Origin of the sequence: Sphingomonas sp. CBMAI 2297 (assembly GCF_029870595.1) — a bacterium.
Classification (GTDB): domain Bacteria; phylum Pseudomonadota; class Alphaproteobacteria; order Sphingomonadales; family Sphingomonadaceae; genus Sphingomonas.
Genome location: NZ_JAPDIR010000002.1, coordinates 80,413 through 101,910, shown reverse-complemented (window position 1 = coordinate 101,910; position 21,498 = coordinate 80,413). Strand labels below are relative to the sequence as shown.

Genomic DNA, 21,498 nt, shown 5'->3' with positions numbered 1-21,498 from the left:
CCACCATATCCGATGGAGCTTCGCTGGGTGGTGGCGGAAGGGCGGCCTAGCCTGTGCTTCCCACGTCAAAGAGAGGCACCCATGCGCAAGAAGATCGGTTTTTCGCTCTCGCTCGCCGCCGCGGCCGGATTCCAGGCCGTGCTGGCCCAGCCGCTCCAGGCCCGCCCGGGCGTGGCCGAGTGCGACAATCCGCCATCGGTCACCTGCACCAGCTACCGCGCCCGCGGCTTCGCCAATTATGGCGACTGCGTGAGCTATTACAGCGATTATTGCCCCATGCTCGAAAGCGGCAATGGCGGCTGCGTCTATGATCCGCGGATCGGCCAGACCATCTGCTGGTAGGACGCACTGGCCGCGAATGGCCGGAGGGGAATCGTATCCCGGTTATGTCTAGACAAAAAGGCCGAGCCCGTTTCCGGGGCCCGGCCTTTCTGTCGATCAGGGTGGAGGCGTGACCGATCTGCGTTGCCCCGCTCTCAGCTCCTCCACCCCGCCCACCCCTGAAAGGGGCAGGAATACAGCTCCTTAGCCTTCCAGGGTACGCATCAGGGTGCGCACCGCGGTATCGATCTCCACGTCCTTGCCGCGCAGCTCCTCGATACGCTTCACCGCGTGGATCACGGTCGAATGGTCACGATTGCCGAACTTCCGCCCAATCTCGGGCAGCGATCGCGTGGTCAGGCGCTTGGCGAGATACATCGCGATCTGGCGCGGCCGGGCGATCGCCACGGCGCGGCGCTCGGAGATCAGGTCGATCTGCTTCACCTCGAAATGCGCCGAGACCGCGCGCTGGATCTCGTCGATCGTGATGCGGCGCTGAGCCGAGCGCAGCACTTCGCCGAGCACATTGGTGGCGAAGTCGATCGTGATCACCTCGCCGTTCAGCTGCGCATAGGCGACGAGGCGATTGAGCGCGCCCTCGAGCTCGCGGACATTGGTGGTGATCCGCGCGGCCAGCAGGTCCATCACTTCGTGCGGCATCGTCACCGCCGGCATGTCCTGCAGCTTGCGGCCGACGATCGCGCGGCGCAGTTCCAGCTCCGCCGGCTTGATGTCCGCCACCAGGCCCGAGGCCAGGCGACCGGCCAGGCGCGGCTCGAAGCCTTCCAGGGCCTGCGGCGCGCGATCGGCAGCGATCACCAGCCGCTTGCCCGAGGACATGAACTCGTTGACGGTGTGGAAAAATTCCTGCTGCGTGGCGTCCTTGCCGCCAATGAACTGCAGGTCGTCGATCATCAACAGATCGACCGAGCGCAGCCGCGCCTTGAAGGCGTGCGTGTCCTTGTTGCGGAGCGCCTGGACGAACTCGAACATGAAGCGCTCGGCAGTCACATAGATCGCGGTCGCTTCCGGGTTCGCGGCCAGGAACGCATGGCCGATCGCGTGCATCAGGTGCGTCTTGCCCTGGCCCGTGCCGGCATGGAGATAGAGCGGGCTGAACCGAGGCGCGCCCGGCTCCGCCATCGCCTTGGCGGCATTGCACGCCACGCGATTCGTCGCGTCGATCACGAAGCGCTCGAACGTGAAGCGCACATCGAACTGCGGACGCTCGGCCGGCGAGGCCGTCGCCGCCGCGACCGGCGCCGAATCGGCGGCCGCCGGAGCGGACGCCGTGCTCAACACGCGCTTCGGCTCTTCCGCCAGCGTCTCGATCGACACGCTGCGCACCGCCGGGATCTGGCCACGGAACTCGAGCAGCAGCCGCTCGGCATAGTGATTCTTGACCCACTGGGTCATGAACGCCGAGGGCAGGCCCAGGCGCACGATCTCGGCATTGCTGCCTTCGATCAGGACGACCGGCTTGAGCCACTGGTCGAACAGACGCTGGCCCGCAGAGCGACGCAGGTTCGCGCGCACATGCGACCAAGCCTTGGCAACCGCAGCTTCCATCCCGTCCCGTTCCAAGGCCTGAACCTGAGTCACCGTGACGTACCCCTCCTTCGCGGGAAGCAGCCGCTTCCCGTGCGCTAATTCGCTCCGACATGAGGCCCTTCGACACCGGACATCCCCGGTCCCTGTGTGACGGGCTTCGCAAAATACCCCGGCGAGACCTCGCCTGGGAGGTCTGTTTTAGGAACCCCTTTCTGAGTCGATCAAGGGGGTCGGGTGTAAAGATACTGAAATAGTTTTGTTGACTCGCCGTAACCCGCGGAAAACCGTGGGGGCCGCCTTACAAACTACTGAAAAACTTGGCTTCTGCGAATTATTGCAAACCAAAGACACTGCGACTCGCGCGAATCTCAGGGTTCCATGGCACCAACCATGATTCGTTCTGCAAACCCTTGTCAGACACGACAAAAACCCCGCGGAACCGAGGTTCCGCGGGGTTTTATTACGAAAAAATTACGATTACGCCAGCGCTTCGACGCGCTTGTTGAGACGCGCGAACTTGCGCGAGGCCGTATTCTTGTGGAGCACGCCCTTGGCGACGCCGCGCGCCATCTCCGGCTGCGCAGCGGCGAGCGCGGCAGCGGCCGCGGCCTTGTCGCCGGCCTCGAGGGCCGACTCGACCTTCTTCACGAAGGTGCGGATACGGCTCACGCGCGTGCCGTTGATCTCCGCGCGGCGCGCATTGCGCCGGATACGCTTCTTCGCTTGCGGCGTATTCGCCATGCCGTCTCGTTCCTAGCTCGAAATGTTTAGGGCGCGGGGAACATGCCGCCACGCCCGGAAAGACGGGCCCCTTAGCGCCACCGGCGATTCGGGTCAACCATTACGACTGGCATTTCGGGCACCAGAAGGTGGAGCGCCCCGAATCCACCCGCCGCTCGACCAGGCCGCCGCAACTGCACGGCTCCCCTTCCCGGCCATAGACTCGCCACTCCTTGGCGAAATAGCCCAGCTCGCCATCGGGCCTGGCATAGTCGCGGATCGTGGAGCCGCCGGCCCGGATCGCGCCTTCCAGCACCTCCCGAATCGCGGCGGCCAGCTTCGCCAGCCGCGCCTTCGCGATCGAGCCGCCTTCGCGCATGGGCGCGATGCCGGCAATATGGAGCGCCTCGCACACATAGATATTGCCCAGCCCCGCCACCGTGCGCTGATCGAGCAGCAGCGCCTTTACCGGCGCGATCCGGTCCTTGAACACCCGCGCCAGATGGGCTGCGTCGAAGTCCGGCCCCAGGGGCTCCGGCCCGAGCGCGGCGAAGGGCGGCCAGGCCGCCACCGCCGCCGTCGGCACCAGGTCGACCGAGCCGAATCGCCGCGGGTCGTTCAGCGCCAGCCGGTGATGCTGCGTCTCCAGCACCAGATGGTCGTGCTTGCCGATCTCCCCGGGATCGATCCGCCAGCGCCCGGACATGCCGAGATGGAAGATCAGCGTGTCGCCCCGATTCGTCTCGATCAGCCCATATTTGGCGCGCCGCCCCAGCGCGGTGACGGCCGCGCCGGTCAGCCGCTGGCCCAGCCCCTCGGGAAACGGCCGGCGCAGGTCGCCGCGGTGCAGCGTGACGCGAGTGATCGTCTCGCCTTGCAGCACGGGCTCCAGCCCGCGCACGGTGGTCTCTACTTCGGGGAGTTCAGGCATGAGGGTTCCCTAACCTACCCGCCCCCAATTCGTCATCCCCGCGAAGGCGGGTATCCAGGGTGGCGGAGCGCTTCCCTCGCGACCTGGATACCCGCCTTCGCGGGGACGACGAGTTTAAAGGCGATGACGAGCGCGGAAACGCTCGCTAGAGCCGCTCCCATGACCGACACCGTCTCCTTCGGCTACGAGGACGTGGCCCCCGAGGAAAAGACCCGCCGCGTCGGCGAGGTCTTCTCCAGCGTCGCTTCGAAATACGACCTGATGAACGACGCCATGTCGGGCGGCCTCCACCGCCTGTGGAAGGACAAGTTCGTCCGCCGCGTGAAGCCTCGCGCCGGCGAGCATATCCTCGACATGGCCGGCGGCACCGGCGACATCGCCTTCCGCATGGTCAAGTCCGGTGCGTCGATCACCGTGGCGGACATCAATCCCGAGATGCTCGCCGTCGGCATCGAGCGCGCCGCCGAGCGCGGGATCGCCAGCGGGGGCGAGCCCGACACCGGGAGCCTGGTGTGGAGCGAGGCCAATGCCGAGCAGCTGCAATGGCCCGACAAGTTCTTCGACGCCTATACCATCGCCTTCGGCATCCGGAACGTGACCGACATCCCCAGGGCGCTCCGCGAGGCGCATCGCGTGCTCAAGCGCGGCGGACGGCTGTTCGTGCTGGAATTCTCCACCACCCAGTGGCCGGGCTTCTCCGAAGTGTACGACGCCTATTCGCACCATCTCGTCCCCAAGCTCGGCCAGCTGCTCACCGGCGATGCGGACAGCTATCGCTACCTGATCGAATCGATCCGCCGCTTCCCGCCCATGCCCGAGTTCGAGCGGATGATCCGCGAGGCCGGCTTCACCCAGACCAAGGTCGAGCCGCTGCTCGGCGGCCTGGTCGCGATCCATTCGGGCTGGAAGATTTGAAGCCAGTGCCCTTCAGCGATTTCCGTCATTCCGGCAATTCCGGATGACCGCACCCGCCGTCCATCTCTGGCGCCTGCTCAAATGGGGCCGCATCCTCGCGCGCCACGGCGCGCTGCGCGGGATCGAGCGCGATCCCAACACGCCCAGGCCCGTCCGCCGGATCGCCCGGATCGCCCGCTTCGGCGCGCGCGTACCCCGGGTGCCGCATTATGCCGATGCCTTCCAGGCGATCGGCCCCGCCGCGATCAAGCTCGGCCAGACGCTCGCCACGCGCCCCGACCTGGTCGGCGACGAGGCCGCCCATGACCTGCTCCGCCTGCAGGACGCGCTGCCGCCGCTGCCCTTCCCGGTGATCCGCCAGCGGATCGAGGGCAGCTTCGGCCGCCCGCTCGAGACCTTCTTCGCCGCGTTCGACGAGACGCCGGTCGGCGCGGCGTCGATCGCGCAGGTCCACCGCGCCGTCACCACCGATGGCCGCCAGGTCGCGGTGAAGGTGCTGCGCCCGGGCATCGAGGCCGAGTTCGCCAAGGCGATCGACACCTATGAATGGGCGGCCGCCCAGGTCGAGAGCATGGGCGGCGAGGCATCGCGCCTGCGTCCCCGCCTCGTCATCGAGACCTTCAAGCGCTGGACCGCGCGCGAGCTCGATCTGCGCCGCGAGGCCGCCTCCGCCTCGGAACTGGCCGAGGGCATGCAGGCCGAGCCCGATTTCATGGTCCCGCAGATCGACTGGCAGCGCACCACCGGCAAGGTGCTGACGCTCGAATGGATCGACGGCATCAAGCTTTCCCACCGCGACCGGATCATCGCCGCGGGGCATGACCCGAGCGTCCTGGCCGGCCGGCTGATCCGCGCCTTTCTGCGCCAGGCGATCGCCGAGGGCTTCTTCCATGCCGACATGCACCAGGGGAATCTCTTCGCCCTCCCCGACGGCCGCATCGCCGCGATCGACTTCGGCATCATGGGCCGGATCGACCGGCGCGCCCGGGTCTGGCTGGCCGAGATCCTCTACGGGCTGATCACCGGCAACTACAAGCGCGTCGCGGAGATCCATTTCGAGGCCGGCTATGTGCCCCCGCACCACAATGTCGCCGAGTTCGCCACGGCGCTGCGTGCGGTCGGCGAGCCGATGCGCGGCCTGCCGGTCAAGGACATGTCGATGGGCGCGATGCTCGACGGCCTGTTCTCGATCACCCGCGACTTCGACATGCAGACCCAGCCGCACCTCCTTCTCCTCCAGAAGACGATGGTGATGGTCGAGGGCGTGGCGCGCACGCTCGATCCCGACATCAACCTGTGGGACGTCTCGGCGCCGTTCGTGCGCGAATGGATCCGCACCGAGCTGGGCCCCGAGGCCAAGATCGCCGATCGGCTGGTCGAGGACATCCGCACCCTTGCCCGCCTGCCCGAGCTGATCCGCAACATCGAGCGGCGCTTCCCCGCGCCGGGCGGCGCCCCGCCCGCGCCGCCGCTCAAGGAGATCGAGCGCATCCGCGTGGTCGGCGGCTGGCGCTATGCGGCAGTGGCCGTGCTTTCCGGCGCGGTGGGCGCCGCGATCATGATGTACCTGCTCTCGTGAAGCTGCCCGCGATCCGCTGGCTGGCCGAGCCGACGCGCTTCGCCGCGCTCGGCCGCGCCCGTGCCCGGATCGCGCTGGCGGTGCTCGGCCTGTTCCTACTGCTGTCGCTGACCGCCCTGGTCACCGTCGGCCCGCCGCCGGTGAGCGGCGACCCGGCGAAGCGCGCCGACGACCAGAGCGACGTGGTGCTCTATGAAAGCATCGTCGCGGGCGTGCGCCATGGCGGCGGCTATTACGAAGTCGCCGCCGACGCGCTGCGCGCCGGCAATTATCCGCTGCGTCCCTTCGTCACCTTCCGCCTGCCGGGCCTGGCGATGGTCCAGGCGCATCTTCCCCGCCTGGCGACGATGGGCCTGCTCTATCTGCTCATCGCGGCGGTATTCGCCGTCTGGGGCAGCAGGCTGCGCGCCGGGATGACGCGCTGGCCGCCCGTGGCGATCGGCCTCGCCCTGCTCGCCGCCGGACTGATGGCGTTCGTCCAGCCCGATCTCTGGGCGTTCCACGAGATCTGGGCGGGCCTGCTCGTCGCCCTTTCGCTCGGCGTCCGCCGGCCGGGCCGCTGGGTCGAGGCAGTGGCGATCGCGCTGCTCGCCATGCTGATCCGCGAGACCGCCGCGCTGTTCGCGCTGGTCATGCTCGCCGCCGCCTGGCTGGAAGGCCAGAAGCGCGAGGCGATCGGCTGGGGCGTGGCGATCGCCTGCCTCGCCGTCGCGCTCGGCTTCCATGCCTGGGCGGTGGGCCAGGTCACCACCGGCACCGACCCGGCCTCGCCCGGCTGGGCGGGGTTGCACGGCTATGGCTTCTTCGCCAAGGCGATGGCGCTGTCGACCGCGCTCCGGCTCCTGCCGATGGCGCTCGCGGCGCTGCTCGTCACCCTGTCGCTGTTCGGCTGGATCGGCTGGAGGGACCCGGCCGCAGGCCGCGTCGCCGGCACGCTCGCCGCCTTCGGGCTGGCGATCGCCCTGTTCGCGCGGCCGGACACCTTCTATTGGGCCCTCATGGTCGCGCCGCTCTCGCTGATCGGACTCGCCTTCGCGCCCGACGGGCTGCGCGACCTGTTCCGCCAGGCGCTCGACAGGCGTAGGATCACCGTGACAAAGGTGACGCGATGAGCAGCATGGCTTCAACCCGCGGCGGCAGCTGGGCGCAGGCATGGTTGGCAGGTGCCTTCGTGCCCTTCGCGATCGGTACCACATTCATCCTCGCATGGAATGCCTGGTCCGGCCCGCAATCGGAGCCCGGCCTGACCGTTACCGACTGGGCGCCGATGATATTGCTGCTCGTGATGCTGGATGCTGCCATCGCCGCGGCTGTCGCGCTGGGCTTCGTCTATCTCGTCCGCTTTGCCGAACGTCGTGGCGCCAAGCCCTTGTCCGCCTGGCTGCAGCTCGGCCTTGTCGCAGTCACGCCGGTCGTTCTGCTGCTCGAAGGGTTTCTGGCAGTTGATCCGTTCGATCGCGAAGGGATGACGATCTGGAGATTCACGCTTCCAGCGTTCTATCTGTACGGGGCGAGCCTGATCGGCGCCCTCACGACATGGCGCATCCGCCGGGGAGCTTGGCGCGCATGACCAAGAAGATCCTCCTGATCGTCGGCGGCGGCATCGCGGCCTACAAGGCGTGCGAGCTGATCCGCCTGTGCCGCAGGGCCGGGATCGAAGTGAAGTGCGTGCTCACCGCCGGGGGGCAGCATTTCGTCACGCCGATGACGCTTGCGGCGCTCAGCGAGAACCAGGTCCATACGACGCTCTGGGACCTCAAGGACGAGGCCGAGATGGGCCATATCCAGCTGAGCCGCGAGGCGGACCTGGTCGTGGTCGCGCCCGCCACCGCCGACCTGATGGCGAAGATGGCGGCCGGCATCGCCGACGATCTCGCCACCACCCTGCTGCTCGCCACCGACAAGCCGGTGCTCGCGGCCCCGGCGATGAACGTGCGGATGTGGCAGCACGCCGCCACGCGCCGCAACGTCGCCACCCTGCGCGGCGACGGCGTCACGGTGCTCGAGCCGGACGAAGGCCCGATGGCCTGCGGCGAATACGGCCCCGGCCGCCTGCCCGAGCCCGCGGCGATCCTGGCGGCGATCCAGCGCCATTTCGGCGGCGGCACCGGCGGCGGGCTCGCCGGCAAGCACATCCTCGTCACCGCCGGCCCCACCCATGAGCCGATCGATCCGGTGCGCTACATCGCCAACCGCTCGTCGGGGAAGCAGGGCTATGCCATTGCCGGGGCGCTCGCTGCCCTGGGCGCGCGCGTCACGCTCGTCTCCGGGCCGGTTGCTCTCGCCACGCCGCCGGGCGTCTCCCGCATCGATGTCGAGACCGCGCAGGACATGGCCAATGCCGTCGCCCAGGCGCTGCCTGCCGATGCCGCGGTGATGGTCGCGGCGGTGGGCGACTGGCGTGCCGATGCCGCCACCCAGAAGATCAAGAAGGAAGGCAGCACCCCGCCCAGCCTCCAGCTCTCCGAGAACCCCGATATCCTCGCCATGCTCGCCACCAGCCCGCGCCGGCCGGGGCTGGTGGTGGGATTCGCCGCGGAAACGGAGCGGGTCGTCGAACATGCCACCGCGAAACGCACTCGCAAGGGCGCGGACTGGATTGTCGCCAACGATGTTTCGGGCGATGTGATGGGCGGTGAAGCCAATGCCATCCATCTCGTCACCGCCGACGGTGTCGAACACTGGGAAAGACTGCCCAAGGACGAAGTCGCCCGCCGGCTCGCGCAGCGTATCGCCGATGCGCTCTAGCCTTGCGTTGCTGCTGCTCGGCGCGGGCCTTGCCGCCTGCAGCACGCCGGCCGCCCGCCTGGACGCTCCCGCCGGCGCGCCGGGCACGGGCCTCTATTCCCAGAGCTTCGGCAATGTCCCGGCGCGCCAGGTGCGCACGCTGATCGTCGTCCTGCACGGCGATGCGCCGGCCGCCAAGCCGGACTATCAATATGCCTTTGCCCGCGCCGCCGCCGATGCGGTGCCGAACAGCATCGCGGTCGCCCTGCTGCGCCCCGGCTATGAGGACCCGCAGGGCCATCGCTCGCCGGGCGAGCGCGGCCAGACGACCGGCGACAACTACACGCCCGATCGCATCGCCGCCGTGGCCGGGACGATCCGCCATCTCCAGCACCGCTACGGCCAGGCCCGCACCGTGCTGGTCGGCCATTCGGGCGGCGCGGCGATCGCGGCCGACCTCGCCGCCACCTGGCCGCATCTGGTCGACGGCGTCGTCCTGGTCTCCTGTCCCTGTGCCCTGCCCGAATGGCGCAAGCACATGAAGACGGTCGCGCCCACGCCGCTCTGGGACGCGCCGGTCAACAGCCTCGACCCGGTCAAGCTCGTCGGCGGCATGCCGCCCAGCCTGCGCGCGGCGGTGCTGGTGGGGGCCGACGACAAGACCACGCCGCTCCGCTTCTCGCGCCTTTATGCCGAGGCGCTGTCGCTGCGCGGGATCGCCACCGATTTCCGCATCATCCCCGGCAAGGGCCATGAGCTGCTCGGCGATCCCGAGGTGATCTCCGCGCTCCAGCGCCTCGCCGCCGCCCTTCCAGGAAAGTCTTGATGTCCGCTCCGATCCGTATCGCGCTCCAACGCCTGCCGCATGGTGCGGGCCTGCCGCTCCCCGCCTATGCCACGGCGGGCGCCGCCGGCATGGACGTGGTCGCGGCCGAGGCGGTGGTGCTCGCCCCCGGTGCCCGCCATGCGGTGGCGACCGGCTTCGCGATGGCGATTCCGCCGGGCTATGAAGTGCAGGTGCGGCCGCGCTCCGGCCTCGCGCTCAAGCACGGCGTCACTTGCCTCAACACGCCCGGCACGATCGACAGCGACTATCGCGGCGAGGTCAAGGTGATCCTCGCCAATCTCGGCGACGCGCCGTTCCCCGTCGCGCGCGGCGACCGGATCGCGCAGCTCGTGCCCGCGCCGGTCCAGCATGCGGCGCTCGAGGAAGTGGCGACGCTCGACGAAACGGCGCGCGGCATCGGGGGCTTCGGATCGACGGGCACGTGATCGGATCGCTTCTCCTTGCCGCGGCGCTCCAGGCGGCGCCGATCGATTGGGACGCGCTGCCGCCCCTGCCCTGGCGCACGCCTCCGGTGCTCACGCCGGACATGCAGGGCTTCGTCCAGCGCGAAGTGAAGCTGCGCAAATGCACCACGCCCAAGCCGGGCACGCTCGAAGTCTCGATCGCGGTGCTGGTCGACGAGAATGGCGCGATCCGCACCACCGTGCCGCGCGCGATCGCCTGCCCCTCGGTCGAGCAATATGCCGCGGCCCTCGCCGCGGGCTTCGCCCGGGCCAACCTGCTCCCGCGCCCCGGCGCGAGCGAGCAATGGTACAGCACGACCCTCACCTTCACCCTGCCGCAATGAACCTCTCCGACACGGAGCTGGAACGCTATGCCCGCCACATCGTGCTGCGCGAGATCGGCGGCGGCGGGCAGCTGCGCCTGAAGGCCGCGCGCGTGCTGGTGATCGGCGCGGGCGGGATCGGCTCGCCGGCGATCGAATATCTGGCGGCGGCCGGCATCGGCACGCTCTTCATCGTCGATGACGATCGCGTCGAGCTTTCGAACCTGCAACGCCAGACGCTGTTCGCCACGAAGGATCTCGGCAAGCGCAAAGTCGCCGCCGCCAAAGCGCGGGCGCATGCGCTCAACCCCCATATCGAGGTCTACGCGGTTCAGGACCGGGTAGACCTGGGCAACGCCGAGCAAGTCCGCGATTACGACGTGGTGATCGATGGCACCGACAATTTCGCCACCCGCCTCGCCGTGGCCGATGCGTGCCTCCGCCACCGCGTCCCGCTCGTCTCCGCGGCCGTCTCGGAATTCGAAGGGCAGCTCGGCGTGTTCCGCGGCTGGGAAGCGGACAAGCCCTGCTATCGCTGCTTCGTCGGCCATGATCCCGAGCGCCCCGGCATCAGCTGTGCCGAGCAGGGGGTGCTCGGCGCGCTTACCGGCGTGATGGGCAGCCTCGCCGCGCTGGAGACGATCCGCGCCATCGCCCCCTTTGGCGAGGATCCGGCCGGCAAGCTGCTGCTGGTCGATGCGCTCGCCTTTCGGTTCCGGACGCTGACCTTGCCCAAGGACCCCGGCTGCCCGGCTTGTCGCGAAGGCCAGGGCACCCAACCCTGATCCTCCCCCATCGGCAGCGATCACCGCGCCCATGGATCGCCATTGAAGCGCCGTCGGAACTGAGGCAATCGGAACCTCAATCGAGATGTTCCGAAGGAGGCCGCCATGTTGATGAGCCTGATTCTTGCCGCCTTGCTCGCGCCCGGCACGTTCGCCATCGAATCGGAATGGGCACCCATCGGCATCAATGGCGATGGCGACACGCTCTACCTTGTCGATCGCACCAGCATCAAGGCTGGCCCCGAGACCATGTCGGGCATGTTTCGCGCGGTCAGCCAGACCAGCGCATTCGGCCTGCATCTCGACTTCGACTGTGCCGCCGGGCGCTTTCGCTACCTCGACTACAGCAACCCCAATGGCGACCTGTCCGGCGAGTCGGAGTGGGGCCCGGTGAAACCGGGAACGCCCCTGCACCTGGCCTCGAAATATATATGCGCCGGCGGCAAGATCGATCTCGGCTTTGGCGATGCCACGTTCAAGGCCGAGAGACCCGAGCCCTTCGCGCGCAGGTTTCTCGAGCTCCGATCCCGGAAGAAGTGATCCGCCCGCCGGCAACCGCGACGTGCCGCCCCCGATGCGGGAAACTGGACTTCCCATCCCGCTTCGGGCACCTGCCGCCCCATGACCCGCGTCCTCGTCACCGGCTCGGCCGGCTTCATCGGCTTCCATACCGCGAGCAAGCTGCTCCAGCGCGGTGCGACCGTGCTCGGCGTCGACAATTTCAGCGACTATTATGACCCCGCGCTCAAGGAAGCGCGCAACGACATCCTGTCGAACCATCCCGATTTCCGCGTCGCCCGGGTCTCGATCGACGACATGGCGGCGTTCGGCGATGTCTGGGCCGAATTCCGGCCGGACGTGGTGATCCATCTCGCCGCGCAGGCCGGCGTGCGCTATTCGATCGACGCGCCCGAAAGCTATGTCGCGGCCAATCTGATCGGCACGTTCAACGTGCTCGAGTTGGCCCGCCGCCATGCCACCAAGCACCTGCTCGCCGCCTCCACCAGCTCGGTCTATGGCGCGAACACCGACATGCCGTTCACCGAGACGCAGCGTACCGCCACGCCGCTCAGCTTCTACGCCGCCACCAAGGGCGCGACCGAGCTGATGGGGCATAGCTACGCGCATCTCTACAAGACGCCGATGACCTTCTTCCGCTTCTTCACGGTCTATGGCCCCTGGGGCCGGCCGGACATGGCGCTGTTCAAGTTCACGCGCGGCATCCTCGCCGGCGAGCCGATCGACATCTACAACAACGGCCAGATGGTCCGCGACTTCACCTATGTCGACGACCTGGCCGAAGCGATCGTCAGGCTCACCGAAGCCGTTCCCGGCACCGTGCCGGTCGAGGGCGACAGCCTGTCCCCGGTCGCGCCCTTCCGCACCGTCAACATCGGCGCGGGCCGGCAGACCCAGCTGATGGACTATATCGGCGAGATCGAGCGCGCGCTGGGCAGGGAAGCCATCAAGAACTTCATGCCGATGCAGCAGGGCGACGTGCCGGCGACCGAGGCCAGCTCGGCCCTGCTCAAGGCGCTTACCGGCTATGCGCCCTCGACGCCGCCGAGCCGGGGCATTCCCGCCTTTGTCGATTGGTATCTGGCGCATTATCGAAACTGAAACCCCTGTTCCGGCATGAAGGCGCGCAAGCGTACTTCCACCGTTATGGGGTTTCCCGATGAGCATCGAATGGCCCGCGCACGGGCTCAAGCTTCAGGCGCGGATCGAAGGCGGCACGGCGATCATCGGCGTGATCGGCATGGGCTATGTCGGCCTGCCGCTCGCCATGGCCTTTGGTGAGGCCGGCTGCCCCGTCCTCGCCTTCGACGTCGACCAGGCCAAGATCGACGCGCTCGAGGCCGGCGAGAGCTATATCAAGCATATCGACGCCGCCCGCGTCGCGCCGCTCGTCGCGAACGCGAAGCTGCGCGCCACCGCCGATCTCGGCCGGCTGGACGAAGCGGACGTGGTGCTGATCTGCGTCCCCACGCCGCTCACCCGCCATCTCGAGCCCGACCTGAAATATGTGGAGAGCACCACCCGCGCGATCGCGAAGACGCTGCGCCGCGGCCAGCTCGTGATCCTCGAATCGACCACCTATCCCGGCACCACCGCCGAGGTGATGCAGCCGATCCTCGAGGAAACCGGCCTCGTCGCCGGCAAGGACTTCTTCCTCGCCTATTCGCCCGAGCGCGAGGACCCCGGCAACCCGACCTATTCGACCACCAAGATCCCGAAAGTGGTCGGCGCCGACGACGGCGTGTCCGCGGCGCTCGCGCTTTCGGTCTATCGCCACATCGTCCCCCAGGCGATCCAGGTCTCGTCCGCCGCCACGGCGGAGGCGGTGAAGATCACGGAGAACGTGTTCCGCGCCGTCAACATCGCGCTGGTCAACGAGCTCAAGCTCATCTTCACCGCGATGGACATCGACGTGTGGGAAGTGATCGACGCGGCGAAATCCAAGCCGTTCGGCTTCATGCCCTTCTATCCCGGCCCGGGCCTGGGCGGGCACTGCATCCCGATCGACCCCTTCTACCTCACCTGGAAGGCGCGCGAGTATAACCAGCACACCAAGTTCATCGAGCTCGCCGGACAGATCAACGCGGACATGCCCCAGCACGTCGTCCGCGTCCTCGCCGACACGATGGATGCCCGTTTCGGCCGGGGCCTGCGCGGCGCGCGCATCCTGGTGCTGGGCGTGGCCTACAAGAAGAATGTCGAGGATATCCGGGAGAGCCCGTCGCTCCGCCTGATGGAGATGATCGAGGCACGCGGCGCCACCGCCGACTTCCACGATCCCCATGTCGCCCAGATCGACAACACCCGCGAGCATCCGACGCTCAACTTCCGCCACGGCGTGGCGTGGGACGCGGCGGAGATCGGGAATTATGACGCGGTGCTGATCGCCACCGATCACGACGCGGTCGATTACGGCGCGCTGGTCGATGCGGCGAAGCTGGTGATCGACACGCGCAACGCCTGCGGCAAGGCGGGCATCGCCTCGGACAAGGTGGTCCGGGCTTGATCCCGGGCCGCCTGACCGCGGCATAGGGCGTCACCCGCCGTCACCGCGGCGCGGAAGCGCGATCCTCGGCTCAGCCGGCGCAGCGGCTGGCCACGAACGCGCGGATTGCCGGCGCCATGTCCTCGCGTTCCAGCGCCACGGCGATATTGGCCTGGATGAAGCCTGCCTTGTCGCCGCAATCATAGCGCACGCCGTCGAAGGTGACGCCGTGGAAACGCTGGCCGCCGATCATCTGCGCCATCGCATCCGTCAGCTGGATCTCGCCGCCGGCACCCTTCTCCTGCTTCTCGAGCAGGCGCATCACCTCGGGCTGCAGGATATACCGGCCGATCACCGAGAGGTTCGAGGGCGCGGTGCCCGGGGCCGGCTTCTCGACCAGCCCCTTCACCTCGGTCAGCGCGCCATCCCGCGCGCCGGGCGTGATGATGCCATAGCGATGGGTCTGGTCGTCGGGGACGATCTCGGCGCAGATCAGGTTGCCGCCCACCTGATTATACGCATCGACCATCTGCTTCAGGCAGCCGGGCCGGCCCATCATGAAGTCGTCGGCGAGCAGCACGGCGAAGGGCTCGTCCCCCACGATGTCGCGGGCGCACCAGACGGCGTGCCCCAGGCCCATCGGCTCCTGCTGGCGGACATAGGCGACCGCGCCGGGCTTCAGCCGGGTCGCATCGAGAAGCTCGAGCGACTTGCCGCGCGCCGACATGGTCGTCTCGAGCTCATAGGCGATGTCGAAATGATCCTCGATCGCGCTCTTGCCGCGACCGGTCACGAAGATCATCTGCTCGATGCCGGCCTCCAGCGCCTCGTCGACGGCATATTGGATCAGCGGGCGATCGACGACCGGCAGCATCTCCTTGGGCAGCGCCTTGGTGGCGGGCAGGAAGCGGGTACCCAGACCGCCCACGGGAAACACGGCCTTGCGCAGCGGCTTGATGGTCATTCGAGAAGCGCCTCTTCGGATCAATCGGGCGCCCATAACGACGGCCATTGGTTTTCGCAATTATGTCGGTAACCGTAACCACATGGTGAGAGGATGCGGCTAAGGGAGCAGCATGACCGGAACAAGCAAGCGCGTTCTCCTGATCTTCGGCACCCGTCCCGAAGCCATCAAGCTCTTCCCCGTCGTCCGCGCCCTTCACGCGATGCCCGGGATCGAGGTGCGAACCTGCGTCACGGCTCAGCATCGCGGGCTGCTCGATCAGGTCCTCTCGATCGCCAGCCTCACGCCTGACGTCGACCTGAATCTGATGGAGCCCGGCCAGACACTCGAACAGCTCACCGCCCGGCTGCTCACCGGACTGGGCAAGGTGATGGACGCGGAGCGGCCCGACCGCGTGATCGTCCAGGGCGATACCGCCACTGCGATGGTCGGCGCACTTGCCGCCTATTATCGCAAGGTGCCGGTCAGCCATGTCGAGGCGGGGTTGCGTTCCGGCGACATCTACCAGCCCTGGCCCGAGGAAGTGAACCGTCGCATCGTCGCCCCCATCGCCGACCAGCATTTCGCGCCCACCGAGACGGCGGCGGAGGCTCTGCGTCGCGAGAATATCGATCCGGCGACGATCCACGTCACCGGCAACACGGTGATCGACGCGCTGCTCGCCACCCGCGCCCGCATCGCTGCGGACCCCGGGCTCGCGGCCGGCCTCGATCCGATCGCGGCCCGCTTCGCCGGCAAGCGCATCGCCCTCGTCACCACGCATCGCCGCGAGAATTTCGGCGGCGGCATGGAGGATATCGCCCGGGCGCTGGGCCGCATCGCCGATCGGGACGACACGGCGATCCTCTTCCCGATGCACCCCAACCCCAATGTCGTGGCGGCGATGGACAAGGTGCTGGGCGACCGGCCCAACGTCGCCCGGATCGAGCCGCTCGACTATCCGCACTTCATCCGCGCACTCGAGCTGTGCGACGTCGTGCTCAGCGATTCAGGCGGCGTGCAGGAAGAAGCGCCTGCCCTCGGCAAGCCGGTGCTGGTGATGCGGGAGACCACCGAACGTCCCGAAGGCATAGCGGCAGGCACCGCCAGGCTGGTCGGCACCAGCCCGGAGCGGATCGTTTCCGAAATATCAACCCTCCTGGACGTACCATCGGCCTATTCGGCCATGGCCCGCGCCCACAATCCGTTCGGCGACGGCCATGCTTCCGAGCGGATTGCGGGGATCGTCGCACATGGTTTCGGATTCTGAGCTCAAGGTCTGTGTTCTCGGCCTGGGCTATATCGGGCTTCCCACCGCAGCGGTGATCGCGCGCACCGGCGCCAAGGTACTCGGTGTCGACGTCCATCAATCGGTGGTCGACACGGTCAATTCGGGCAAGGTCCATATCGAGGAAATCGACCTGGACGGCCTGGTCTCGGGTGTCGTCGCCCGCGGCAATCTGCGCGCCTCGCTGCGGATCGAGCTAGCCGATGTCTTCGTCATCGCCGTTCCCACCCCCTTCGACGCGAACCACGCACCGGACATCGGCTATGTGCTCAAGGCCGCGACCAATGTCGCGATCACGCTCAAGGCCGGCGACGTGGTGATCCTCGAATCGACATCGCCGGTGGGCACCACCGAGAAGGTTGCCGAGCTGCTCGCCCAGCTCCGCCCGGACCTCAGGATTCCCGGCCACTGCACCGGCAGCGCCGATATCGCCATCGCCTATTGCCCCGAGCGCGTGCTGCCCGGCCGCATCCTGGTCGAGCTGATCGACAATGACCGCGTCATCGGCGGGATCACGCCGCGCTGCGCCCGCAAGGCGCTGCAATTCTACCGCCGCTTCGTCCGCGGCGCCTGCGTCACCACCACGGCCAAGGCCGCGGAGATGACCAAGCTAACCGAGAACGCCTTTCGCGACGTCAACATCGCCTTCGCCAACGAGCTGAGCCTCGTCGCCGAGAAGATGGGCGTCGATGTGTGGGAAGTGATCCGCCTCGCCAACCGCCATCCGCGCGTCAACATCCTGTCCCCGGGCCCGGGCGTGGGCGGCCACTGCATCGCGGTCGACCCCTGGTTCCTGGTCAGTGCCGCCCCCGAGCAGACGCCGCTGATCCGCACCGCCCGCGAGGTGAATGACGGCAAGACCGACTTCGTAATCGAGCATGCCGCAGCGATGATCGAGGCGAATCCGACGGCCCGGGTCGCCTGTCTGGGCCTGGCCTTCAAGGCCAATATCGACGATTTCCGCGAGAGCCCCGCACTCAAGGTCGCGGCGTCGCTGGCCGAACGCTTCGGCGAACGCATCCAGATCGTCGAACCCTATGCAAGCGCCCTGCCCCCAGCCTTTGAGGGCACTGGCGCCGAACTGATCGACGTCGACAGCGCGATCGAGAGCTGCGGGATTTTCGTGGTGCTGGTCGATCACGACATATTCAAGTCAGTCCCCCTCGACGAGCGCGCCGACAAACAGGTCTACGACACGCGGGGCATCTGGCCCGACCAGCCGCGCGGCATCGCCGGCGAGCCCCTCCGGCTGGCGAGTTGAACCTTAGCGACTGCGCACCAGGATCGATTGCCAGTCGCCGTCCAGCGGCTTTTCGCGATCGGCCAGGAAGGGAGGCATGATCGGCCGGGCCGACAGCGTCTCGACCTTGGCGCTCGTCGCCTCGAGCGTTGCCACGCGATCGCGCCACGCCGGATGCGAACGGCTGCGCAGGATTCCGCCAGCCTTGCTCGGCCCAAAATGCCGCCAGAACGCGATGCTCGCGCGCACCGGATAATTGGCATTGGCAAGCAGGTAGACCGACAGGATATCGGCCTGCACCTCGGTCTGACGGAAATATTTCACGTTGGCGCCGAAGCCGGAAAGCAGCCCGTAATCCACGCCCCGCGCTTCCAGCCGGTCACGATGGCGCAGGATATTGTGGGAGAACTCGTGCGCGATCACCGCCGCCAGCTGGTCGTCGGGATAATCGTACAGAAAGCCCGACCCGATCTGCACCATCGTCCCGTCCGCAGAAGCGCCAAAACCGCCACCGAGCTCCAGCTCGAAGCGCGATTTACAGGCCCGTACGGGCTGGATCGTCACCTGAAGCGGAGCACCTTCCCGTATCGCTTGAACTGCGATCGGAGCATCGACAGGAAGCGCTGCAATGGCGAGCTGTGCGGCCACCAGCTTGGCGGTGCTGCCCGGCTTGCCCGGCAGCGCCGCGATGTCGACCGTGCCGACGCGCACCAGCGAATCGTCAGCCCGCAAGCCTGCCCGGTCGCCGGGGCCGCCCGCAATCACTCCCTCGACCGCTACGGGCGTGGCGAAATGGAAATGATTTCTCGCCGATTCGCGCGCGGCACCGTCGAACTGATCGAGCGTGTGGAGCTGCAGGCCCGTGCCGGCTTCGATACGATCGCAGAGTGCCGCATTGGCGGTGGCCAGCTTCCAACCTATCCCGGCCACGCGCACGTCCGCCGCACGCACCGCCTCGAACAGCGCCGTGTCATCCGCGCGTGCAGACGAGATCGGAAACGCGAGAAGGGCAAGGATGCCGGCCAGGACGTCGCGCGGGAGCCCCGGGATGGCCGGGCGGAACTGGTGGAAGGAAGAGCTCATGGGAAACTCCCCTACGATGGACGGAGCGCATCGCCAAACTGGCGGCCCGGAGGCCGGCAGCCTCGGTGGATTCGCGATCCCCGTCCGCTCCCGCAGTGCAACTTGCCCGGAAACAGGGGATGGCAACAAAACTGTCACAAGAATCTCCCTCTAACCATCACGGATTAGGCCCATTTCGACGGAGAGACTTCATTAATCCCCTTGGCGATATTGGTGCAGCGCGTTAAGGACGGCTCCGTAACCACTTGGTTCGGGTCGAACGGGTGTTTACAGAGTTCGGATAAACCGGACCAAGGTGTTGCCAATGGGTCACGACGGGAAGTTTCTCGCCGTAGCCAAAGTTTGAGGTGTTGCGACTACGCAGGTCCTGTGCCATAGGACCGCGTGACGAGAGCACCAGAGCTCGAAAGAGGGAGAAAAAAGAGTGTTCACTAAGCTTCTTACGGCCGCCGCTATCGCGTCGATGGCGACCGCCCCCGTTCTGGCCGCTCCGACGAGCGCTTCGAAGCTGTCGCTGTCGGGTGTCCGCACCGCGACCGTCAGCAAGAAGAAGAGCGATCTGGCTCCGGCCGTTCTGATCGGCGTTCTCGCCACCGTCGCCATCATCGGCGGCGCGGTGATCCTCGCCGACAGCGACGACAAGCCCAACAGCCCGTAGTTTCTGGCTGCGCAAGCAGAGTTTCGAAGTGGCGGCCTAACGGCCGCCACTTTTGTTTCTGGGCTTCTGCGCGGCTATCTATCCCGGGATCGAGGCTTGCTTTGCTCTCGGACGGCGAAAGACCATGCTTTCCAAGTTATTCGGAAAAACCCGCGCGCACACGACAGCGCCCGCAAATGGCCCCACGGGTGAACGCGTGTACGCGATCGGCGATATCCATGGGCGATTGGATTTGCTCGATGAGCTGATCGAACGCATTTTCCGCGACGAGCGCGAACGCCATGGCATGCCCAGCACGATTATCTTCCTTGGCGACCTGATCGACCGCGGCCCGGAATCGGCGCAGGTAGTCGAGCGCGTCATGCAATTTGAAACCCAGCGCCCGACGCGGTTTCTGCTTGGCAATCACGAAGAGGTATTCCTCAAGTCGCTTGACGGCGATCTGACTGCCCTCGCGCTGTTCAATCGGATAGGCGGTCGAGAGACCGCGCTCAGCTATGGCATTTCGGAAGAGGAGTATCGCAAAAGCGACTATCCGGCGCTTGCCAACCTGCTCGCACGCGCGGTGCCGCGCAGCCACATCGACTTCATGAACCGCTTTGAAGATCTGATAGTTCTAGGCGACTACGCCTTCGTACACGCCGGCGTCCGCCCAAATGAGCCGTTGACGCGCCAGCGCCCCAGCGATTTGCGCTGGATCCGCAATGAGTTTCTCCGCCATCAAACGCGCCTGGAGAAAATGATCGTCCACGGCCACACGATCTCCGATGACGTGGAATTCGGTCCTCACCGCATCGGCATCGATACGGGAGCCTATATGAGCGGTAAACTTACCGCCATGGGCATCGAAGGCAGCGAGCGCTGGCTTCTCCAAACCGGCTAGCACCACGACAATGGCCGGAAACGATGCAAACCCCCGGCCGCCCTCACACTAGCCGATAGAGCCTCATGCCACGGGCCTACGCGCTACTGCGCGGCTAGGTGATGCACCTCAATACCCCGCACCTGACCTGAATAACTCGTGTCAGCAGTGTCCATGCCCGAGAGAAAAAGGGTAAGGAACTGATAGCGGCATCCCTCGGTGTCCGGGACGGTGAAACGCAAGCGATCCTTGGCCACCGTCCCTAGCGCTATCGCCCCCAGCGGCTGCCCACTAGCGCAGGAGACCATCCACCGCGCTCCCTCGCCCGCCGGACGCTCAACATAGCTCGTGACACTCACCAGCTCCGCTGCCCCCGGCGTCATATGGAGCAGGCGCTCCGCGACCTTACCGCCCGAACTCCCCCCATAATAGGACAAGCCTCCGCCCGAATTGGCACTTGCGCCGAAGCCCGCACCATCGATGAAAGACCAATCGAAAGGCGGCCACTGGCCGGAGCGATCGAGCTCCCCTCCGGAAAGCTCCATTGCTCCGCTCCATTCCCGATACAGCGCAAGCGCGGAGTCCAGCTTGCCGCGCTCGGCAAGCTTCTGGACAACGAATCTGCGGATCTGCAAGGGCAGCGCCTCAGGCATTCGCGCCAACCGCCCGACAATATCGACAAGCGCTGGATCAGCGGTCCCCGCGGAGGCCGTGTACTCCAGAAAAGGCACGAGCCAGGGCGGCCGCTTGGCGAACATCGGATAGGCTACGCGCAGAATATCGGGATCGGAAATTGCGCCGGCCAGGATCGGAAAGAGCAGCTGCGGGCTCTGCGATGAAGTGCGCAAGGTGATATCGTAGTAATAGAGCGCCTTGGGGATATCACCACGACGGCTCGCATCCTCGATCAGCCACAAATTGGTAAACAGATCGCGCCTGCTCAAGCGCTCAGCCAGGTGCATTAGCTGATCCGCCTGCTTACCCTGCCCCTCGATCGCCAACCCGCGAGTGCGGATGGCGATGACATTCGCGGGTTCGACGCGCAGCGCATCGAGAGACAATGCGCCAGCCGAGTCGTAATCTTGGCGCAGGAAAGCCTTTGCCCCGAGCGTGGAGACCGAAATCGAGTTCCATGGCCACAAGCGAACCGCCAGTTGTGGCGCCTTCGCCGAGAAACCGCAGGAAAGACTGACAGCGCCAGCAAGCAACGCCATCAGGAGCGCCAGCGGAACCACAACGAACATTCGCCGTATGATCGGCGCCGGCAGCCCCGCCCTG

Annotated in this window: 23 protein-coding genes; 17 read left to right on the top strand and 6 right to left on the bottom strand. The window is 66.9% G+C overall.

The window, feature by feature from the left end; genetic code table 11:
• Positions 1-81 precede the first annotated feature (81 nt).
• Positions 82-342, top strand: coding sequence for a hypothetical protein (locus OMP43_RS03195; RefSeq protein ID WP_280278228.1), 261 nt, complete (start codon positions 82-84; stop codon positions 340-342).
• A 183-nt stretch (positions 343-525) separates the two neighbouring features.
• On the opposite strand, the gene dnaA is transcribed toward OMP43_RS03195, so the two are convergent.
• The 3 genes from dnaA to mutM all read right to left on the bottom strand — a co-directional run bounded on the left by dnaA (position 526) and on the right by mutM (position 3,523).
• The gene (gene dnaA, locus OMP43_RS03190) at positions 526-1,890 is read right to left on the bottom strand and encodes a chromosomal replication initiator protein DnaA (protein WP_280278227.1); all 1,365 of its coding nucleotides are present in this window, start codon (positions 1,888-1,890) and stop codon (positions 526-528) included.
• 459 nt (positions 1,891-2,349) lie between these two features.
• Positions 2,350-2,613, bottom strand: coding sequence for a 30S ribosomal protein S20 (rpsT, locus tag OMP43_RS03185; protein WP_086128864.1), 264 nt, complete (start codon positions 2,611-2,613; stop codon positions 2,350-2,352).
• 100 nt (positions 2,614-2,713) lie between these two features.
• Complete coding sequence (gene mutM, locus OMP43_RS03180) at positions 2,714-3,523, bottom strand: bifunctional DNA-formamidopyrimidine glycosylase/DNA-(apurinic or apyrimidinic site) lyase (protein ID WP_280278226.1); 810 nt, start codon at positions 3,521-3,523, stop codon at positions 2,714-2,716.
• Between the two features lie 159 nt (positions 3,524-3,682).
• Between mutM and OMP43_RS03175 the strand changes: the two genes are divergently transcribed.
• The 12 genes from OMP43_RS03175 (at position 3,683) to OMP43_RS03120 (ending at position 14,167) form a co-directional block, all read left to right on the top strand.
• Complete coding sequence (locus OMP43_RS03175; RefSeq protein ID WP_280278224.1) at positions 3,683-4,438, top strand: class I SAM-dependent methyltransferase; 756 nt, start codon at positions 3,683-3,685, stop codon at positions 4,436-4,438.
• Between the two features lie 43 nt (positions 4,439-4,481).
• On the top strand, positions 4,482-6,017 hold the full coding sequence (gene ubiB, locus OMP43_RS03170) for a 2-polyprenylphenol 6-hydroxylase (RefSeq protein ID WP_280278223.1): 1,536 nt from the start codon (positions 4,482-4,484) through the stop codon (positions 6,015-6,017).
• Complete coding sequence (locus OMP43_RS03165) at positions 6,014-7,129, top strand: hypothetical protein (protein WP_280278221.1); 1,116 nt, start codon at positions 6,014-6,016, stop codon at positions 7,127-7,129. The genes ubiB and OMP43_RS03165 overlap by 4 nt, the downstream gene beginning before the upstream one ends.
• Positions 7,126-7,587 (top strand): hypothetical protein, encoded by a 462-nt coding sequence (locus tag OMP43_RS03160; protein ID WP_280278220.1) that lies wholly within the window; start codon positions 7,126-7,128, stop codon positions 7,585-7,587. The genes OMP43_RS03165 and OMP43_RS03160 overlap by 4 nt, the downstream gene beginning before the upstream one ends.
• Entirely contained in the window at positions 7,584-8,765 is a 1,182-nt protein-coding gene (gene coaBC, locus OMP43_RS03155) for a bifunctional phosphopantothenoylcysteine decarboxylase/phosphopantothenate--cysteine ligase CoaBC (RefSeq protein WP_280278218.1), read from the top strand. The genes OMP43_RS03160 and coaBC overlap by 4 nt, the downstream gene beginning before the upstream one ends.
• Positions 8,755-9,570, top strand: a complete 816-nt coding sequence (locus OMP43_RS03150) for an alpha/beta fold hydrolase (protein ID WP_280278217.1) — start codon at positions 8,755-8,757, stop codon at positions 9,568-9,570. Before coaBC ends, OMP43_RS03150 begins: the two co-directional genes overlap by 11 nt.
• Complete coding sequence (dut, locus tag OMP43_RS03145) at positions 9,570-10,016, top strand: dUTP diphosphatase (RefSeq protein WP_280278216.1); 447 nt, start codon at positions 9,570-9,572, stop codon at positions 10,014-10,016. Before OMP43_RS03150 ends, dut begins: the two co-directional genes overlap by 1 nt.
• The gene (locus tag OMP43_RS03140) at positions 10,013-10,378 is read left to right on the top strand and encodes a hypothetical protein (RefSeq protein ID WP_280278215.1); all 366 of its coding nucleotides are present in this window, start codon (positions 10,013-10,015) and stop codon (positions 10,376-10,378) included. The genes dut and OMP43_RS03140 overlap by 4 nt, the downstream gene beginning before the upstream one ends.
• Positions 10,375-11,142: a molybdopterin-synthase adenylyltransferase MoeB gene (gene moeB / locus OMP43_RS03135; RefSeq protein WP_280278214.1), complete on the top strand. Its 768-nt coding sequence runs from the start codon at positions 10,375-10,377 to the stop codon at positions 11,140-11,142. The genes OMP43_RS03140 and moeB overlap by 4 nt, the downstream gene beginning before the upstream one ends.
• A 105-nt stretch (positions 11,143-11,247) precedes the next feature.
• A complete protein-coding gene (locus OMP43_RS03130; RefSeq protein ID WP_280278212.1) occupies positions 11,248-11,682 on the top strand; it encodes a hypothetical protein in 435 nt (144 codons plus the stop codon).
• 81 nt (positions 11,683-11,763) lie between these two features.
• Positions 11,764-12,762: an NAD-dependent epimerase/dehydratase family protein gene (locus tag OMP43_RS03125; protein ID WP_280278211.1), complete on the top strand. Its 999-nt coding sequence runs from the start codon at positions 11,764-11,766 to the stop codon at positions 12,760-12,762.
• A 58-nt stretch (positions 12,763-12,820) separates the two neighbouring features.
• The gene (locus tag OMP43_RS03120; protein ID WP_280278210.1) at positions 12,821-14,167 is read left to right on the top strand and encodes a nucleotide sugar dehydrogenase; all 1,347 of its coding nucleotides are present in this window, start codon (positions 12,821-12,823) and stop codon (positions 14,165-14,167) included.
• Positions 14,168-14,237: 70 nt separating this feature from the next.
• Here the strand turns inward: OMP43_RS03120 and galU are convergent, their stop codons facing one another.
• Entirely contained in the window at positions 14,238-15,110 is an 873-nt protein-coding gene (gene galU, locus OMP43_RS03115; protein WP_280278208.1) for a UTP--glucose-1-phosphate uridylyltransferase GalU, read from the bottom strand.
• Positions 15,111-15,222: 112 nt separating this feature from the next.
• Between galU and wecB the strand changes: the two genes are divergently transcribed.
• Both wecB and wecC read left to right on the top strand, forming a co-directional pair.
• Positions 15,223-16,359: a UDP-N-acetylglucosamine 2-epimerase (non-hydrolyzing) gene (wecB, locus tag OMP43_RS03110; RefSeq protein WP_280278206.1), complete on the top strand. Its 1,137-nt coding sequence runs from the start codon at positions 15,223-15,225 to the stop codon at positions 16,357-16,359.
• Positions 16,343-17,638 (top strand): UDP-N-acetyl-D-mannosamine dehydrogenase, encoded by a 1,296-nt coding sequence (gene wecC / locus OMP43_RS03105; RefSeq protein WP_280278204.1) that lies wholly within the window; start codon positions 16,343-16,345, stop codon positions 17,636-17,638. The genes wecB and wecC overlap by 17 nt, the downstream gene beginning before the upstream one ends.
• Before the next feature lie 3 nt (positions 17,639-17,641).
• On the opposite strand, the gene OMP43_RS03100 is transcribed toward wecC, so the two are convergent.
• Positions 17,642-18,700 (bottom strand): M48 family metallopeptidase, encoded by a 1,059-nt coding sequence (locus OMP43_RS03100; RefSeq protein WP_280278203.1) that lies wholly within the window; start codon positions 18,698-18,700, stop codon positions 17,642-17,644.
• A 424-nt stretch (positions 18,701-19,124) separates the two neighbouring features.
• Here OMP43_RS03100 and OMP43_RS03095 point away from each other — a divergent pair, with 424 nt between their 5' ends.
• Positions 19,125-19,358 carry a hypothetical protein gene (locus OMP43_RS03095; protein ID WP_167298133.1) on the top strand — a complete coding sequence of 78 codons (234 nt, stop codon included), beginning with the start codon at positions 19,125-19,127 and terminating at the stop codon, positions 19,356-19,358.
• A 124-nt stretch (positions 19,359-19,482) separates the two neighbouring features.
• The gene (locus OMP43_RS03090; protein WP_280278201.1) at positions 19,483-20,241 is read left to right on the top strand and encodes a metallophosphoesterase family protein; all 759 of its coding nucleotides are present in this window, start codon (positions 19,483-19,485) and stop codon (positions 20,239-20,241) included.
• 83 nt (positions 20,242-20,324) lie between these two features.
• On the opposite strand, the gene OMP43_RS03085 is transcribed toward OMP43_RS03090, so the two are convergent.
• Positions 20,325-21,464 (bottom strand): hypothetical protein, encoded by a 1,140-nt coding sequence (locus tag OMP43_RS03085; protein WP_280278200.1) that lies wholly within the window; start codon positions 21,462-21,464, stop codon positions 20,325-20,327.
• Between the last annotated feature and the right edge of the window lie 34 nt (positions 21,465-21,498).

Excerpts from the sequence above, each read along its gene's own strand:
- mutM (WP_280278226.1), bottom strand. The coding sequence starts at position 3,523 with ATGCCTGAACTCCCCGAAGTAGAGACCACCGTGCGCGGGCTGGAGCCC.
- OMP43_RS03150 (WP_280278217.1), top strand. The coding sequence starts at position 8,755 with ATGCGCTCTAGCCTTGCGTTGCTGCTGCTCGGCGCGGGCCTTGCCGCC.
- OMP43_RS03130 (WP_280278212.1), top strand. The coding sequence starts at position 11,248 with ATGTTGATGAGCCTGATTCTTGCCGCCTTGCTCGCGCCCGGCACGTTC.
- OMP43_RS03100 (WP_280278203.1), bottom strand. The coding sequence starts at position 18,700 with ATGAGCTCTTCCTTCCACCAGTTCCGCCCGGCCATCCCGGGGCTCCCG.
- rpsT (WP_086128864.1), bottom strand. The coding sequence starts at position 2,613 with ATGGCGAATACGCCGCAAGCGAAGAAGCGTATCCGGCGCAATGCGCGC.
- wecB (WP_280278206.1), top strand. The coding sequence starts at position 15,223 with ATGACCGGAACAAGCAAGCGCGTTCTCCTGATCTTCGGCACCCGTCCC.
- OMP43_RS03125 (WP_280278211.1), top strand. The coding sequence starts at position 11,764 with ATGACCCGCGTCCTCGTCACCGGCTCGGCCGGCTTCATCGGCTTCCAT.
- OMP43_RS03160 (WP_280278220.1), top strand. The coding sequence starts at position 7,126 with ATGAGCAGCATGGCTTCAACCCGCGGCGGCAGCTGGGCGCAGGCATGG.
- OMP43_RS03090 (WP_280278201.1), top strand. The coding sequence starts at position 19,483 with ATGCTTTCCAAGTTATTCGGAAAAACCCGCGCGCACACGACAGCGCCC.
- moeB (WP_280278214.1), top strand. The coding sequence starts at position 10,375 with ATGAACCTCTCCGACACGGAGCTGGAACGCTATGCCCGCCACATCGTG.
- coaBC (WP_280278218.1), top strand. The coding sequence starts at position 7,584 with ATGACCAAGAAGATCCTCCTGATCGTCGGCGGCGGCATCGCGGCCTAC.
- dnaA (WP_280278227.1), bottom strand. The coding sequence starts at position 1,890 with ATGGAAGCTGCGGTTGCCAAGGCTTGGTCGCATGTGCGCGCGAACCTG.
- OMP43_RS03120 (WP_280278210.1), top strand. The coding sequence starts at position 12,821 with ATGAGCATCGAATGGCCCGCGCACGGGCTCAAGCTTCAGGCGCGGATC.
- OMP43_RS03195 (WP_280278228.1), top strand. The coding sequence starts at position 82 with ATGCGCAAGAAGATCGGTTTTTCGCTCTCGCTCGCCGCCGCGGCCGGA.
- wecC (WP_280278204.1), top strand. The coding sequence starts at position 16,343 with ATGGTTTCGGATTCTGAGCTCAAGGTCTGTGTTCTCGGCCTGGGCTAT.
- dut (WP_280278216.1), top strand. The coding sequence starts at position 9,570 with ATGTCCGCTCCGATCCGTATCGCGCTCCAACGCCTGCCGCATGGTGCG.
- OMP43_RS03085 (WP_280278200.1), bottom strand. The coding sequence starts at position 21,464 with ATGTTCGTTGTGGTTCCGCTGGCGCTCCTGATGGCGTTGCTTGCTGGC.
- galU (WP_280278208.1), bottom strand. The coding sequence starts at position 15,110 with ATGACCATCAAGCCGCTGCGCAAGGCCGTGTTTCCCGTGGGCGGTCTG.
- OMP43_RS03175 (WP_280278224.1), top strand. The coding sequence starts at position 3,683 with ATGACCGACACCGTCTCCTTCGGCTACGAGGACGTGGCCCCCGAGGAA.
- ubiB (WP_280278223.1), top strand. The coding sequence starts at position 4,482 with ATGACCGCACCCGCCGTCCATCTCTGGCGCCTGCTCAAATGGGGCCGC.